Consider the following 16,843-nt stretch of genomic DNA (forward strand, 5'->3'; position numbering starts at 1 on the left):
ACTGCGGACCTTGTCAGGATAATTGAGCATTAGGGCGGGCCCGAAGCAATTCACATTTCAGGCGTGAGTTTATAACAGAATATCGGATTTCTCTTATCAGTCTACCGTACAGACGAAAAAGGCAGTGACGACTGTCACTGCCCTTTAGGTCAGACTACTGACGATAACGGACCGACAGACCGAAGGAACGGCCAATCACGTCGTAATCGCTAACTGTGCCAAACAGGTTGGCGGCAGATTCCGGCTTAGGTGGCTCTTTGTCGAACAGGTTGTCGACGCCGAAGGTCAGTTGCAGTGCATCTGATACCTGCCAGGACGCGGCCAGATCGATGTAATTCTGTGCCGAGATGCTGTCGGTGGCATCCAGCGCATTCACTACATCACCAATCCGACGCCAGCTAAGCTGCACATTCACATCATCAAGGTACAGGTCAACGGCAGCACGATGGCGATAATCGGCTTGCAGGATGCTGGCAAAGTCACCGGTACAGGCGGTGCCAAAGGTGCCTTTACAATCACGGGCGGCCACGGTGGCATTGTCCTGACGTTCCTGTTTGGTCACCACATTGCCCTGATAGCTCAGTTGCAGTGTTTCACCAAAGCCCAGTACTGAGTCAAAACGATAACGCATGCCGATATCAACACCCGACTGCTGCAGGGTCGCCAGGTTCAGATCGTTAACCAGGGTCTGACTGATAAGACCGGTGTTAGGATCGCGCAGCACCGCACCACAGAGTGGGTTGTCGGCTACCGGGTTATCGATATAGCAGTTGGTCAGTGCAGCAATGGGCTGAATCTGACTAACTGCATCATTAATCTCGATATCGTAATAATCCAGGGTCAGATCAAAACCGTCGATATAGTCCGGGGTATACACCAGGCCCACCGTGTAGGTAATGGCTTCTTCAGGGCGAATATCGGGGTTGCCGCCAAAGGTATAAATGGCTTTGGAAGAATCAAACGCCGTGCCCGGGGCCGGTGCACCAAAGCGAGCGCATTGCTCGGCATTACCACGGCCATCCAGGCATGGGTCACCGTCGAAACGTCCACCCAGGCGTGGTACGAACTGTGCGCTGTTTTCGTCAAACAAGGCCAGTGACAGCGCCGTTTCAGGTCCGGCAAATTCACCCAGGTTTGGTGCACGAATGGCGGTCTGGCGGGTTGCGCGCAAACGCAGATCGTCGTTAATCGTCCAGCTCAGCCCCAGTTTATTGGTATTGGCCGAATCGGTATTGGAATAATCAGATGTGCGATAAGCACCTTCCAGGTTCAGTTCCTGAATAAAGGGCAGATCCACCAGCAAGGGCACCAGTAGTTCGGCATAGAATTCTTTGGAATCAAACTCCGCATCCATATCGAAAATGCCACCCAGGCCATAGGCGGTGCCGCTACGCAGCGCGCTGCCTGCGGTTTGAATACCATGCTCTTTACGGTATTCATAGCCCACCGCGTAGCTTAACGGGCCAGCCGGCATTTCAAACAGGCCAAGGGTATCGCCGGAGAAGGTCAGAGCGACAATACTTTGCTCACGCTGACGGTCGGAATGCAATACCGGATTGCTCAGGCTGCTGAAATCGGCGCCGGGGCCAAAAATATCGACACTGTTGGCCAGCGCAGCGAAACGGCTGTTACCGGCCGCATCCAGACGTACACCATTGTTGTACACCGTGGCTTTACCGTCGGTACGACCGTACTGACCATACAAATCCCAGGCAATATTGTCATTAATGTCACCACGCAGACCCAGTTGGAACTGCAAGGTATTGCGGGTGGTTTTGGTATGTTGCAAACCCAGGCCCAGATTACGCTCCACGTTAACCAGTGCTTCGCCATTGGCATCGAAGGTCAGCAGGTTACGGAATTCATCGGTAATAAAGGCATTATCGGCACTGATACGCACCTGTTCATTCACCGCTACCGGCGTCTGACCAGTGGAGCCTGCACCTGTCACCCGCACCTGAGTAAACATGGCGCGACCATATGCTTCTACGCTGTCGGCCAGATCATAGCCAAAGAATACCCCGGCGCTTAAACGCTTCATGGGCTGGATCAGATAGCGTTGTGAGGTCACATCCAGGGTTTGGCGGCTGTTCGCCAGTGAGCCGCTTTCGTCAAAGGCAAAGAAATTACCACTGGCCACATCGGTAAAATTACCGCCTGTACCGGCCACCAGGGTTTTAGTGTCAGAGGTGAAATCACGTTCACCGGCCAGCAATTCCTGACGCTCGGAATACCCCATATAACCGGTAACATGGCCGCGGCCGTCGTGAATATCGCCACCGAATATGGCATCCATATTGAACTGCTCAGCGCCGCCCTTAGGCATTTCATAGCTGCTGGACAGTTCCAGGCCTTCATATTGGTCATCAAGAATAAAGTTAACCACACCGGCTACCGCATCGGCACCATAAATTGCTGCAGCACCGCCGGTCAGCACATCAACACGTTTAATCAAACCGGCCGGAATGCTGTTGAGATCCACCGAGTTGCGGAAGCTGAACGGCGTGGCACGGGTACCGTTGATCAGCACCAGCGTACGGTTCTGGCCTAATCCACGCAAATCCAGGGTAGACGAGCCCAGTGAATCCCCCACAGTGGCGCCGGTGCTGTTGGCCCCTGCGGCAGCCTGAGGCAACTTGGCAGTGATGTCTTCCACATTAACGGCGCGATCCAGTTGCAACTGAGTCTTTTCAATGGTGGTGACCGGGCTGGTGGCCGCCAGTTCGCTGCGGGCGATACGCGAACCCGTTATCTGAATAATTTCAGCGGCTTTTTCAGCACTGTCCTGGGCCATTGCACTGCCCACCACACCGAATTGCGCCATCAGGGCCGTTGTCGCACTACAGGCCAACAACCTGGTTATCTTGTTCTTTTTCATCTCACTTCCTCTGCGTTATGCCAATGGTATTAAATTGGTATTAAAAAATTCTGATACATCAGATACCATTAGTCAAACCGAGTGGTCGGAAAAAGCGCCCTTTTTATCTCGGTCAAAAATAACACCAGGCAGCAACAGTAAGGTTTACAAAGGGTTAACCCTTTGCTTACAAACTGCGTTATGCTGTGCTGGCGGGCAGATAATACCAATTTCCAGCAGGAGAGCGTCAATGCACAGGCATATCGAGAAACTTCACGACATTTCAGCCAAATCTGAGCGACTGATTATCGGCCTGATGAGTGGTACATCCCTGGATGGATTGGATGTCGCCTTGTGCAAAATCAGCGGTGATGGTTTGCAAAGCCAGGTGGAATTGCTGCAATTCTGCACCGTTGAGTATGACGACATATACCGTAGTCGTATTCGGGATATCTTTTCCCGACGTGATGTGGACCTGCAGCAGGTCTGCCTGCTCAATCCCTGGATTGGTACCCTGCATGGTGACATGGTGCTGCAGTGCCTGGCCAAGTGGCACATCCGGCCAGAGGACGTTGATCTGGTGGCCAGCCATGGCCAGACCATCTTCCACGCCCCACGTTCACTGCACGGCATCAACGCCATGCCTAACGCCACCCTGCAAATTGGTGACGGCGACCACCTGGCGGTGAAAACCGGCATTATTACCTTAAGCGATTTTCGTCAGAAACATATTGCTGCGGGTGGCGAAGGCGCACCGCTGGCGGTGTACGGTGATTATCTGATCTTTGCCAGCGCTACCCAGAATCGCGTAATGCTGAATATGGGCGGTATCGCCAATTTTACCTTCCTGCCCGCCAGCCTGGACGCCCAGGCCGTATTCAGTACCGATGTAGGCACAGGTAACACCTTGATGGACGCCTATGTGCAAAAACATTTTGCGCCGCAAATCTATGACGCCGATGCGGCCATTGCCCGCGCCGGTGTGATTCACCCCACATTGCTCAGCGCCCTGAAAGACCATGCCTTCTTTGCCCAGGGCTTCCCCAAAACCACCGGACCAGAGCTGTTTAACCTGGCCTATCTGGCCCGCGCCCAGCAGCAAAGCAACACCGAAAGCCTCAGCCATGAAGATGTGATGGCCACCCTGAATCGCTTTTCTGCCGATATGATAGTGGATGCGCTGAACCGCTGCGCCGGGCAACTGGGGGAATACCACCTGTACGGCAGTGGTGGCGGCGTACACAACCCGCTGTTAATGGACAATATCCGCAGCCAGTTGCCCCAGGTTCAGGTGCATTCCACCAATGAGCTGGGCATCAACCCGGACGCCAAAGAAGCGGTGCTGTTTGCCCTGTTAGCCAACGAATGTGTGGCCGGCGGCAAGGCCCAGTTTGGCAATGCCCGTGAAGGCATTCCTACTGTCACTATGGGTAAGGTTAGCTTTGCTGATTGAGTAACTTGCTGAGCACAATGAGGTAAATTGGGCGAACATACTGTTCCCCCTGCCAGACAGAGGGGCATAGCCATACTGCGATTAACACTATGTTAAGCCCCCTATCGGGCGACGCCGAGCCTGCCGATGGCTCATCACATCAGGTTGCAGGCTGGCGACTTCACTAGATAGATCGAACGGTAGTCACCGATTTAAGGCGTACATCCTAGATTTGTCTGTAACCCATTCCATCCGCTGCCCATTCCGCTCATAGGCAATCGTTTAGCCAGGGCTTCAGCATGGCTGCCGGAAACAAACAACGGTGCATGGGCCAGTTGTGGCGTTCCTTCATACTGTGCAGGATTCCCCCCGGAAAACAGTGCCACAAACTGTCCATCAGGATGTGGGTTGTAAACCGGTCTTGCATAATTGTATTCACACAATCCGTTCAGATACCCCGGTGCCCCGGGTACTGCACTTGATGAAGGTGTTAATGCAACCAAGTTTGTATAGCCTGGACTGCCAGGCACAATCTGAACTGACACCATTTGCCCTCCGGCAAGAATGTTGTTCTTAGTGTCAGGCGTATGCGGATAAATCACGCGGATATCGTTGGAAGACCGAACATAGAAAGAGCCGGATGAATAGTTGTGATCAACAGAGTCTGAAATTCTGGCCATCTGCCATGCCGAGCCATTCCAATATGCCTGGGCCAGATAATGGTCATGATCTTTATGTGGCACATGAGTATCATTGCCAAGGTTTTTCGCCAGCACCCCAACATACAGGATTAATGGCTTACCATTCACCATCGTCACGTCCTTAACATAAACACCTCGTTCGGGCGTCGAAGGGTACTCTTTGACTGCCAGATTACTTAACCAAGGGTTTGACTGCGAAGACGTTGTATAGCTAATCGGCAAACTGGCAGGTACCGGGTTAGTGTTACCCACTTCCCATCTTTTCCAAACGCTACCGTCCAGCAACAAGGCATAAAGATTCGTTCTGTTGTCAATGCTGCCATCTGGGTGGTAATTGAACGCCACCACAATTTTATTACCAACCTTATTTGCCACAGCATAATGCGCATGGTGAGAAAGCACCCTGATGTTCTTCATCCTGGCCTTAGTTGCTGCACTCGCTCCGTTAACTTGCAATTCAGCTGTATACAGGTTTCTGCGACCACTCTTACCATAGACGGAATACACCAATCTAAAGTGATCATTCATCCAAAACATTTTTGGATAAGCAATGCCCCTGTATTGTGGAGAAGATCCACTTCCATCGCAGCCGTATGTGGAGGTATTTTGCACACCTGCAGGCAAATTAAGACAGCCGCTGTAGTCAACATTGTCGGGAGAAATATCGATAAAGGAGTCGAGCGCATTAGTTGAGCTTGCCAAATTCACACTCTTATATAAAAAAGAGCCTCTTTTAGCCGACCGCCCAGCAATTAATACATATAAATATCCGTTGCCATCAATACCGATAACCGCATTATCATGTGGGTCGTCTGTGTATTTGCTATGTATCAGAACCGGCTTTTCTACCACAATGTTGCCATTTGTCTGATGTTTGGCACGGCTGACAAAAATAGACAGGGCACTGGACTTTTTGGTGCCATCAAGGGTCCATTTAAACCTGTCTGTAGTAGTCACTTCGCCGACATTTCCCGAACCATGCGTAGACGCAACTGTAGTCGGCGCGCTGGATAAGGTTGCACTACCGGAATACACAAAATAGGTATAGTCGCCATGTCTGATGGCAACAGGAGCATGCTTAGCAGTATAGGTGGCTAAATTGCCAGAATACTTGGAAACATTAGGGGAGGTACCATCCAAATCCAAGCCGGTCTGACTGGCTGAATAGGTAGCCGGTAGACCATATGGAAAGCCAGAAAAGCCGTCCCTCGTTTCGTACTGTGTTAGTGAATGGTTTCCACCGCATCCATTGACATAGGTAACGCAATTCCCACTTTCGTCTTTTAAGTACTTGTAGACGTTGGCAGGGTCATCTTTTGGATTAACACCTATACCTATAGCGTTTCCAGATAACAACAGAAGTGCGGGTAAGATAACTTGTGCTTTCATAGCGCCGAAGTTCTTCATGGCAGGTCCCTACTTTTTTCATCATGAAAATTAAGTTGCAGCAAAGCCGTGGATGAAGAAACCCATTGGGGAGACTTTGCCCATTGCTCACTGCAGTCCATATTTGCCCAAACAACATTTGCAGGCAGATTGATACTACAGCAGGTATATGACATTGAGAATAGCTTGCTAACTTTCTGCACCAACTGAAGCTGACAAGGCCCGCCCACAACGTGCCTATTCAGCTTTGCCAGTGATGAGTTAAAGGTGCGGCTTTGGCTACCGCTGCATTGCCACTTGACCTGAGCCGCCGGATGGCAGGGAAGCGGCGGCATTGTTTGCCCCGCTGGCCAATGAATGTGTGGCCGGCGTCAGCGCCCGTGAAGGTATTCCTACTGTAACTATGGGTAAGGTTAGTTTTGTGGATTGATAACACTGCCGGAAAGTAGCAAAGATTGGCTACTTAACCGGCAATATTATCGCCACTATATTACAGGAGGTATCCAGGGCCACTTTCACGTTAGTACCGGCACTATAAGCAGATAACAGCATCGAAAACTCACGGTTCACATTGGCTCTGGCCGGGTTTAAGCACAGCATATTCCAGGATGGATTGCAGGTGCACTTACTGTAATCTATTTGTGGATTCTCGGCGGTTAGTTCGAACAATCGAAATGCAACTGAACTGCCATCATAACCGGAGGCCAGGTCGCCAACCTTACCTTCATACCAGCCGCTATTAGCCACCACCGAAAAGCTAAGAAAAAAACTAAGCATCAGAGAATATTTCAATTTCATCATTCACAAAAACTCAACTTCAAATAAAAATCATAAAAACGCAGTAAAGTAGTCAGTTCCAAGGATGCAAGCAACCAGTAAACAACAGTGACATCCCAGCATTGTACCGATAGAATGCGACTATAAAGAGTGTCTACATAGATTTCACTACAAGGACGTTGTATGCGTTTGCCTGCCCGCTTAGCTTTGCTTGCTGCACCATTGATTATTTTGTGTACAACATTGGCATACGCCAAAAACTATGTACCTATTATGGTCGGCGACATTGTGGTGTTTATTCCACAGGATACCCCGCCTGAGCCAAAAGCAGATATGCATACATTCAACTTTAGTGCTCAGGGTGGCCTGCACCAACTGTCTCACGAATCCAATACTTTGAATAATGACGAGGGTATTAGCGGGCTGGCAGAGGTCATTGTAGATATATTGCCTTATGCACCAATACCTGGCGTAGACTTAATTCGTTCTTCAGCCACCCAAATTCAATACGATATTCAACCAGGATATGTCGGCCAGTTCAGTTATAAGTATCGCCTGAAATATAAATTTCGCTCCACGGAATCTGAATACCATTATTCATCACCAACTGATGTCTTTGTAACATTCAGGCCTAGTTATATCCCGCCAGGCAATCGTGCTCCTACGGCTAACACCGATAGAGCATCCATAATACTGGATCAACAATTCTGCAATCTGGATGCGGCAAGATTACATCTATGTAAAATAAATATAGATTTACTTGGCAATGATAGTGACCCAGATAGTGATCACATACAGTTTGTCAAACTGATTGCCAACCCCTATTTAAGCGGACCTACTGAGTTAAATGGGAAACATTATGACAACAGCACATACAGAGGTTTGATTAACCTTCAGACCAATGGTGTGGTTACCTATATACCAGGAACGAAGTTTTTTGACCCAAATAACAATAGCCACTATGCAATTGGCCCCCAGGAAGACACCTTTGACTATGTAGTAGTTGATAGCTTTGGGCAAACAGGTCGGGGGTTAGTGCACATTACACTCAGTGGCTCAGTCCCTGAACCAGAACCTGAACCGTTTTTACAACCTGTGGTAAAAACGTTTAGATGGGAACCCGCCATTGTCGCCGTGGGGCAACCAACAACATTTCACTGGGACATAGAAAATGTAAAAGGCTGCTACGGAAACGGCAAGCCACGTGGTGCAAGTGGAACGTCAGGTCCGCACACCTACAGCAACCCAGAGGAATATACAACCGACTGGGTATGTACTACTTTAGATGATACAACTTTCAATCTAAAAGCAACGCGCAATGTTGTAAGCAGCAACGCTAATTTACCCGTGGTTAAGCAATTTGAATGGAAACCCGCCGTCGTAGCGGTAGGAGAAGGCTCTACTTTTCATTGGAACATAGAGAATATAAAGGGCTGTATCGGCAAGTCAGAGCCACGTTTAGCCTCCGGGACTTCAGGACCCTGGACACACCCCACTCCTGGAATACTAGAAACAAATTGGACATGTACAGCCTTGGACAATTCCACTTTCAACCTATCAGCCAATCGTGTAGTACGTGCGATAAATACTGGTGATAGTAATTTATTGGGCACATTAAAATGGGAGCCTAATGAATTAATTGTGGGCCACCCGGTCAGATTGTCGTGGAACTTCACCAATGCCAGCTCTTGTACGGTAACTGGTCCAGCTATAAATGGGACCGCACCTTTACATGGTAGCCAAACCTACACCCCATACAGCATCGGCGATATTGTCAGCAAATGGCAGTGCAAAAACAGTCAGGGTACCAGTCTTACTCCCAGAGAGGTCATATTAAAGGTTAAGCCTTTAGCCAGTTCTGTTTTACGCAAGAAGTAATTTGAGCTGTGCCAAAATAAAGGAATTAGAATATGAAAAAGGCCCTACTATTTTCTGCCGCGTTATTATTGTCGACAAGCGCCAATGCTATTTCCATTTTTGAAGGAAAGATTGAGGCTATATTAGCCGGGCCAAACTATGGTGCCATGATGTACATTAAGATAAACCGATCGACTGGCACGGTTCAAAACGAAGTGCAGAATTGTGACAATCCAAACCATGATTATATTGTTGATACATCAACGGAAAATGGCAAATTCTATGCTGGCCTGATAATGGCAGCGTTTATGGCTGACAGAACCGTAAATATTCAAGGTTATGATGAGTGTTCAGGTGATGTTGAAATATTACGGTCTATTTGGGTGAAGTAGCGTTTAGTAAAGTTTTCGGAAAACTTTTTTCTAGGTTAGCTTATATTTCGCAAAGACTAATGCTTTTGGACTCAACGCGGCGAGACATGAAATACCTTAATAGGGAAGTTTAAAATGAAAAATACTCTATTCTTTCAATTCACCTCTAACTATTCACTAAAGGAAGCTGCAATATGCAAAAAACTATAGCTTTATTATTCACCTTAGGATGCAGCATATTTCAAGCTCCGGCATCGGCTGAGCAGTGGTGTGATATAGAGCAGGGTTGGTCATTAGTGACCCATGGTAATATATCCGATGCGGTTTATATTTTTGGTAAGCTAAAACAGCAATCCAATTCAAGCTGGATCATTATTTCTGACGGCATTGCTGGCAAAAACAATGTTTCTATGGCGCTGGCTGCGGCCGTGGCTGGCAGGAACCTGCGCATTTACCTGGATGCCGAAGAAGATACTTGTGCAAACTTCCCCAGTTGGGCACCCATGGGACGAATCAGGCATATTAGCTTTTCAGACTGAAGTTCTATATGGGTCAGGGTAATCACATAATTACTCAACTTTCGAACATTTTTCTGAATCCTGCTTGTAATACTGCCTGCTGATAGTCAGCTTTTATCCAGGCTCGCTTTTGTTTAGATACAATACTGCCTTTCGATGGTTCAGCCTGGAGCATATTTAACGCCAGATGACGTAACATCGCCCAGTTTTCTGCTCCATGGTTCTGGTATATCTGGCATTAGTCTTCTCTCATGCTGACACCCAATGCAAGCTGTTCTCTATCCGCCAGTGAGCACCCGCACAGCCTCTGCCAACACTTGTTCGCTCAGTTCAGCAGAGCTTGAACCGATAGGTCAGCTTTGCTTCTTTGCCTTTTACCTGCCTGAACGTCATGCTCATACCAAGGGTGCGTAATTCTGGCCACTGAGGAAACATGTCGGTGACACTATCAACCTCTTTGACCTGGTGTATTTTTGAAAAACAATTACAACGCCACAATATGCGCCAAATCCTCCACACCACCATATAGCTGGCAGCTGTCTTTGCCCCCTATCCAGACATCTTGCTTGGCGGTATATGCCGCCAGCACCACACTCAGCGTTAGCTTGCCGGTGTCGGTGGCACCGTCGAAGACAAAGTCATAGATGTTACCAGTTTGGCATGCTGGCACGGCACTGGGTTTGGTACTGACGGTAATAAATACCTTAGTGCCATAATCCGGCCCCACCAGCACCTTAGTGATCTTGGTTGGGTTAACACTGCTGGCCATCGCCAGCGGCGCAAGCAACAGCGAAACCAATACAAGCTTTTTCACAGCCGATTCGTTCTTTACTCAGATCCGTTAATTTCTACGAAGCCCTTGTGGGGATGACAACTTGCTCACCTCTAACAGTGGCGTGCTATACACCATACCAGCACAGGAAAAGCTGAACTGATATTGCCCCGGTGTATAAAACACCCGGCTCTCACTGCCTTGATTACTGGTACTGTCGGTAAAATCTGACTGACATTCAGCCGCATCAGGGAAGTGCCACTGTAGGGTTATCGCCTGTCCCACTCTAATCTGAGTCACTTCGTCACCAGCACTCTGCCAATTTAATTGTGTGCTGCCGCTGCAATGAATATTGATACTCACACTGGCCGATACCGACGCAGCAACCTGATCCGACACCGAGTATTCAAAACTGTCAGCACCGCACACATCCTGATTAGGTGTATACAATAAACGCTGATCAGCCTGTTGCAGTAAGGTACCAAGTTGAGGTTGTGATAATAAGGTTAGCGTCAGCGCATCATTGTCGGCATCGGTATCATTTTGCAAAACCAGCAAGGTAACCGGCAGGTTTTGCCCGGTAGCATAGCTATCGTTTATCGCCACAGGTGCATCATTCACCGGTGTCACACTTATTGTCACAGTGGCAGGGGCAGAAAGCTGCTCGCCGTCACTGACCCGATAGGTAAAGTGGTCCTCTCCGAAGAAGTTGGGTTTGGGCTGATAGGTAATCTGTTTATCTGGGCCAATGCTAATCTGACCATGGGCGGGTGTGGATACCTCAACCAGTGTTAAGGCATCACCATCCGGGTCGCTGTCATTGGCCAGCACATTAATCACCAGCGGCGTGTCTTCCTGTCCTTCTGCGCTGTCATGTTGAGCAACCGGTGCTTCATTCACCGGCAGCACCAAAACATTGACCTTACCCCAACTGGTCTGGTTAACCGAATCGGCAATCATATAAATAAACACATCGGTATAGGGGTTGGCGGAGCGGTAATCTTTTGCCCCGAGGTACGTTACGCTATTGTCCGGGTTTAGCCTTAGTGCACCTTTGGCTGACTGCCCTTCCTCGACTTTAACACTCAGTATTTTAAGCGGTTGTTCTTCCGGGTCGGTGTCGTTGGCTAACAGATCCAACAGCAAATCTTGCTTAGCATTCACCTCAACATAGTCGTCATTAGCGGTCGGCTTGGCGTTACCGGCCCCGCAATTCACATAGACCACCACATTGGCTGTTTTTTTTTGCAAGCCCAGGCCGTCGTCGACGGTGTAAGAGAAGGTATCCCGGCCACAAAACGCACTATTCGGTGCGTACCTCAGCAGGCGCGCCTCAGGTAAATAAATCACCAGGCTGGCATTAGCTGAGGGCGTTACCGAACTTATCCGCCAGGAGGCGCCGCTGGGGGAAACATCGTTAGTTAACAGGTCCAGTGCCGAACTGTCGCCACTGGCAACGGTAAATTGATCGTCATTGGCAGATGGCGGCCCTTGCCTGGGAACAACATGAATACGCACAAAGGCCCAGCTGTTTTGCTTTAGGTCATCCTGGACAACGTAAGTAAATTCATCGGTGTAGGCATCTGTGCTGCTATCCGTTTTATCGGCGATATAGCTCAGTGAATTGTCGGCATTGATATGCAAACTGCCTTTTACTGTGCTATTAGACGGTACGTTGATTGCCATTACCCTAAGTGCTGCATTCTCAGGATCCGTGTCATTAGCAAGCACATTGACAGTGGCGTCCTGCCCTTGCAGCAGATAAATTTCGTCATTATTGGCTACTGGGCGTTTGTTACTTCCTGAGCAATCAACATTCACGGTCACCGTAGCGGTTTCAATGGCATTTTCACCATTAGCTAGGGTGTAGGTAAAGTAATCTTGGCCGCAAAAACCGTCAGCGGGTGTGTAACCTATTAAATTTTGGTTTAGATAGGCGTGTACATTGGCATTATCTGATGAATGAACAGAAATAATATGAAAACCGGCGCTGTCAAGGTCATTATCCATTACTGACAACCCCGAGAGTTCTCCTCCAGCAACACTGTAGTTATCATGCATGGCATACTGATTAACTGGCAGTACCGGGACAATATCGGCATGTTTCACCTCGGAAAACGCCATCGTAAAGTAAGTCACATTCGGCCCGTTCCAGCCGTTAATCTCAGCATTGCTACCCTGCAGGTGGCTGATAACTTGGCCGTTTTCTGTCAGCTCGGTCTGCCATTGCTGCGCTTCTCCGTTATTGTGGGTATTTTGCCAACCAGGGCTATTGGAGCTAAAGCCAATTTCCTTATCTGCCCCCAGGGCAAACAAATTAGCCCCCCAATGCTTCACACCATGTTTGGCTTTACGCACCAGTAAGTCACTGCGCCAGGGCAAATTCGCCAACGTCCCAGACGTTCCTTGCCCCTGATAGTCACCAAAAAACAGCCCGGCAGCAGGATTTTGGGCAAAAGCATAGGCGATATAATTCACTCCTTGCCCATTGTTGTATACAGAGTTGCCAACCCAGAAGCGGTTAGTAGCAGGTTTCTTGAAGTTAAAGATATCAACATTGGTTTCCCTGACTTCCATGCCACCAATACCCATCATGCCAAAGATGGTGCCCGGAATATCCCCTGGTATGCCATAACTGGCCCCCGACATACTGCCCGCACTATGCCAGGTCCAGGCAGAATTGGGATTATTAATGGGCTTTAAGATCAGCATGCCGACCTCGGCATCCAGGCGATGCGAAATCGCTGTAGAATTAATGTTGTTACCTGGGTAGGTGGTGATATCAAAGAAACCGGCTTCTTCCTTAAATACCAGTGCCACATACAACTCACCGGGCCTATTGATGTCAATCGCACTGCCATTGAGTTCAAAGCCACTACTGGTAAAGGCTGAAAAGCTTGGACTTGTACCTTCGTTTATACCATCACTGGTAAAAAATCGCCCTGGCCCCCTGGCCGTATCAAACCAATACCACTGATCAGACACATTGGGGTTAAGGTGCTTTATCATCACCAAACCACCCTGAGCCAGATTAAGACCTGCATTAATGTTGTTCACCCCGCCGTTACCAATGTAAGGCACAATGGCAAAATTAGAGGGGTTGGCGACCGGCAGTTTGATAAACGCCGTCGCTTTGGCCAGTACGTTGCCCTGATTGTCTTCTATGCGGTAGTCAAAAGAATCGGTAGCAATATCCGCTTGCGGTGGAGTGTAGTGAATCTGGTTGTTTTCTATACTCAGCGCAGCGCCAGCGGCTGACAAGGATGGCACCTTTAAATACAGGCCCGATTGTGTGGCTCCGCTATCATTGTGTAGGACATCCAGTAGCGTGGCGGCTTTGTTTGTTAAGGTAAATACATCCGGAGTAATGGCTAATGTGTTGGGGTCCGGCGGCAATGCTTCCGGCATATTTTTGATCGCCACATACAGGTATTGCTTACCACTTTCATTCCAGGTGATATTGTGGCCACTGGCCAGACTGGTCTTAACCAGTTCACCGGCCTCGTTAAGCAACATACTGCTGCCTGCTGAGGTGGGCAACCCGGCCCAGGCGAGGTCCAGCATGCCGTATCGCCGGTCACCAAAACGCGGGCTCCACAACGTCCAATTTGTTGCCAGTTGGGTATTAAGCGGCTTAAGAATAAAAGCATCAGGCTGCCAGGGCAGTTGTGCTAACACACCGTCGGTGCTGTTCCCCACATAATGGCCTACCACAATGCCATCATCCGGACTGTCGGCGAACACATAGGCTACATAGCGAGCGCCCGCCGTATTGGTAGCAACACTGTTGCCTACATATAGTGCAGACGCACTAGGTTGCTTATTGCCCCACCATGCACCAGCGGCGGCAGGGTTAGTGTCACCAAAACCAAACAGGTTTAACGACTTAAATTCATTGGTGCTGGATAACGAGCGATGCCAAACCGCCCCACCATTATTCATATCCAGCGCTTTAACAATTATCATGCCGACGTCGGTATTCAACTGGTGGGGAATTTCGCGCGACGCTGCACCATCACCGGTATAGGTAATAATATCCAGCACCCCAGGCTTTTTAACCAAAGCAATATAAGGGTATTCACTGCCCAGGCGATTCCAATGGGCGCTGGTCCCCTGCAGGACGAATCCCTGCTCAGTAAATTCAGCAAAACTGCTCTGCACCTGTTCGGCCATGGCAGCGGTGCTATTCAGCGACAACCCGGCCCCGCGTTCGGTATCCAGCCAATAGAAACCGGAATCGTTGACCGGAGATTTCACCATCACCAGCCCGCCGTCGCTGGCCAGATTGATACCGGCATTAACAGGGTTCAATATGTTATTGGCGTCGGTGGCAGCAGCATTGCCCTGATAAGTATCAACAACCAGGGTATTCAGGGTTTGTGCGGCACTCATCGCCGAGCTTAATAGACCTAGTGCATATAGCGCGGCAAAGGTAATTTTTCGCGCTATACGTCGTTCCTTAACCTTGTACTTCATTTCTTGGTTCCTAATAGGTCTGATCTCGCCGCTTCACCGCGAAATGCCGCAGGCTTGACAGTTAGCGCCCCTAAATATTGTATTGGAGCAACTCAAAACATTTAAAGGGGGAAGGCGAGCCGTCACCTTTATGTCATGTCCATCGGTCTTAGGACATTAGCCCCGGCACAATAGAGAACAAATGACCGAAATAACGACTCTGCCGCAGGTATTGCCGGTTCAGAAGGTTTCGCGTTCCAGAACCTGAATTTGCAGGGCTGCATTATTGTCATCATAGGTAAGACAATCATAACCATCGGCAAAACTTAATTGCACCGACTCGCCCTTTTGCTTGGCGTTCTGCGCAATCATCATTTTGGTTGGCGTTTGTTCATCATTGGCGAAACCCAATAACTGCCATCCCTGCCCCTCAATCTGAATAAAAGCTCTTTCTTCAGTTCGATAAAGCATATTAACTTTGCCAGCCGGGCACAGCACATCGGCCTGCACCTGGCCAACCAAACCCAAGGTGTATATACCTAAGACCAAAATAAATTTATTAACGCTCACTGCACCACCTATTCCTGCTGGCTGCTTACCTACCCATATTTTGCCATGACTTATCAGCAAACCCTATATTAAAAATCTCAGCTACCGCCATGCTGCTAATGCGGTAGAATGTACAATCTAGTCATTTGTCCAAAGCTCACAGGTTACGTCGGCATTGACAGGATTGTAGTTCGACAACTCTGCCCCCTTGACCCGCGAAAAGACCCGCGAAAATAACTAAAAAACCGAAATCCGAATAAACAGCGTACTTATATTTATCCCTGAACATTACTTCCTGCTCCATCTTATACTCTTAGTATTCTTGGTTCGATAACTCTGACCCCTTGATCACCTTGATCATGACCCCTTGATCAAAAATTAAAATAACGGATATTTGAACTCGCCTATCTAAGCCCAGCACCCTGACTAGCTGTTGATGATGCGTAACACATAGCGTCATTGTTTGGAAGGTCGACGACCACTCCCCATTCGCGACCAGACGTCAGAGCAGCTAATCCCATGGCGTAAGCCAACTTAGTTCTTTCCAACCCCATATGCGATACCTTAAAATACACCACACCATTAGTGCACTTGCTCTTGATGTCTTGATTTTCAAGATGAACCTGAAAACTTCCATCTGGTCCGCTGGTGATAAGAGTTGTAACCTTTCCCCAATACCAAGCATTTACCGCATGTGAAGACAATGAAAACAACATAAAAAATAAAACAAATACTCTATACATAACTCATTCCAAAATCTTGTTTCCGTAGCGACAAGGCAGACATCTAACTAATTAAAATCTTCCTCAGATTCAAATTAGAATCTTCCTCCAATGACAACTTATATTATCGTACATTTATCATCAGCGAGCCATAGAGACACTTTCTTTCCGCTCATTTGCGCTGCTAAAAGCCCAGAATACATTTTGTCCAACCCTGGTTGTTCAGGAAGAATTGAGGCATACATCTGACCGTATCCACTCTGTGATGTACAGCCTTGCAATTCTGGTTTTACCCTCACATTAACACCACCAGTCACAACAATTACCAGTCTATGTACCTCAACGTCATCTACCCAACCTCTTGATGGCTCTGATTATGCTTTAAATGACAAGGATAAAATAAGCAACACAAAAAACATTCCATAATTTAGTTCTCTCATATTCAA

General features: G+C 48.5%; 11 protein-coding genes and 1 pseudogene. 4 read left to right on the forward strand and 8 right to left on the reverse strand.

Going from position 1 to position 16,843, the window contains the following annotated elements; all coding sequences use genetic code 11:
* Positions 1-154: 154 nt before the first annotated feature.
* Positions 155-2,878 carry a TonB-dependent receptor domain-containing protein gene (locus tag ABD028_RS00540; protein WP_343840413.1) on the reverse strand — a complete coding sequence of 908 codons (2,724 nt, stop codon included), beginning with the start codon at positions 2,876-2,878 and terminating at the stop codon, positions 155-157.
* Positions 2,879-3,107: 229 nt separating this feature from the next.
* On the opposite strand from ABD028_RS00540, the gene ABD028_RS00545 reads away from it, so the two are divergent.
* On the forward strand, positions 3,108-4,310 hold the full coding sequence (locus tag ABD028_RS00545; protein ID WP_343840416.1) for an anhydro-N-acetylmuramic acid kinase: 1,203 nt from the start codon (positions 3,108-3,110) through the stop codon (positions 4,308-4,310).
* Between the two features lie 191 nt (positions 4,311-4,501).
* On the opposite strand, the gene ABD028_RS00550 is transcribed toward ABD028_RS00545, so the two are convergent.
* Together ABD028_RS00550 and ABD028_RS00555 are read right to left on the reverse strand one after the other, a co-directional pair.
* Entirely contained in the window at positions 4,502-6,397 is a 1,896-nt protein-coding gene (locus ABD028_RS00550) for a hypothetical protein (protein ID WP_343840419.1), read from the reverse strand.
* Between the two features lie 438 nt (positions 6,398-6,835).
* Positions 6,836-7,177 (reverse strand): hypothetical protein, encoded by a 342-nt coding sequence (locus tag ABD028_RS00555; protein WP_343840421.1) that lies wholly within the window; start codon positions 7,175-7,177, stop codon positions 6,836-6,838.
* Between the two features lie 159 nt (positions 7,178-7,336).
* Here ABD028_RS00555 and ABD028_RS00560 point away from each other — a divergent pair, with 159 nt between their 5' ends.
* The 3 genes from ABD028_RS00560 to ABD028_RS00570 all read left to right on the forward strand — a co-directional run bounded on the left by ABD028_RS00560 (position 7,337) and on the right by ABD028_RS00570 (position 9,920).
* Complete coding sequence (locus tag ABD028_RS00560) at positions 7,337-9,031, forward strand: Ig-like domain-containing protein (protein WP_343840423.1); 1,695 nt, start codon at positions 7,337-7,339, stop codon at positions 9,029-9,031.
* 32 nt (positions 9,032-9,063) lie between these two features.
* Positions 9,064-9,402, forward strand: coding sequence for a hypothetical protein (locus ABD028_RS00565; RefSeq protein WP_343840425.1), 339 nt, complete (start codon positions 9,064-9,066; stop codon positions 9,400-9,402).
* A 173-nt stretch (positions 9,403-9,575) separates the two neighbouring features.
* Positions 9,576-9,920: a hypothetical protein gene (locus ABD028_RS00570; RefSeq protein WP_343840427.1), complete on the forward strand. Its 345-nt coding sequence runs from the start codon at positions 9,576-9,578 to the stop codon at positions 9,918-9,920.
* 34 nt (positions 9,921-9,954) lie between these two features.
* Here ABD028_RS00570 and ABD028_RS00575 read toward each other — a convergent pair.
* The 5 genes and pseudogenes from ABD028_RS00575 to ABD028_RS00595 form a co-directional block, all read right to left on the reverse strand.
* Positions 9,955-10,337, reverse strand: a pseudogene (locus ABD028_RS00575) (ISAs1 family transposase); the annotation flags it as partial.
* Positions 10,338-10,383: 46 nt separating this feature from the next.
* Positions 10,384-10,713 (reverse strand): hypothetical protein, encoded by a 330-nt coding sequence (locus tag ABD028_RS00580; RefSeq protein WP_343840430.1) that lies wholly within the window; start codon positions 10,711-10,713, stop codon positions 10,384-10,386.
* A 27-nt stretch (positions 10,714-10,740) separates the two neighbouring features.
* Positions 10,741-15,147, reverse strand: a complete 4,407-nt coding sequence (locus tag ABD028_RS00585; RefSeq protein WP_343840432.1) for an Ig-like domain-containing protein — start codon at positions 15,145-15,147, stop codon at positions 10,741-10,743.
* A 219-nt stretch (positions 15,148-15,366) separates the two neighbouring features.
* Positions 15,367-15,696, reverse strand: a complete 330-nt coding sequence (locus ABD028_RS00590; protein ID WP_343840433.1) for a hypothetical protein — start codon at positions 15,694-15,696, stop codon at positions 15,367-15,369.
* A gap of 383 nt (positions 15,697-16,079) precedes the next feature.
* A complete protein-coding gene (locus ABD028_RS00595) occupies positions 16,080-16,418 on the reverse strand; it encodes a hypothetical protein (RefSeq protein WP_343840436.1) in 339 nt (112 codons plus the stop codon).
* Between the last annotated feature and the right edge of the window lie 425 nt (positions 16,419-16,843).

It is taken from the genome of Bowmanella denitrificans (assembly GCF_039522935.1).
Lineage (GTDB): Bacteria > Pseudomonadota > Gammaproteobacteria > Enterobacterales > Alteromonadaceae > Bowmanella > Bowmanella denitrificans.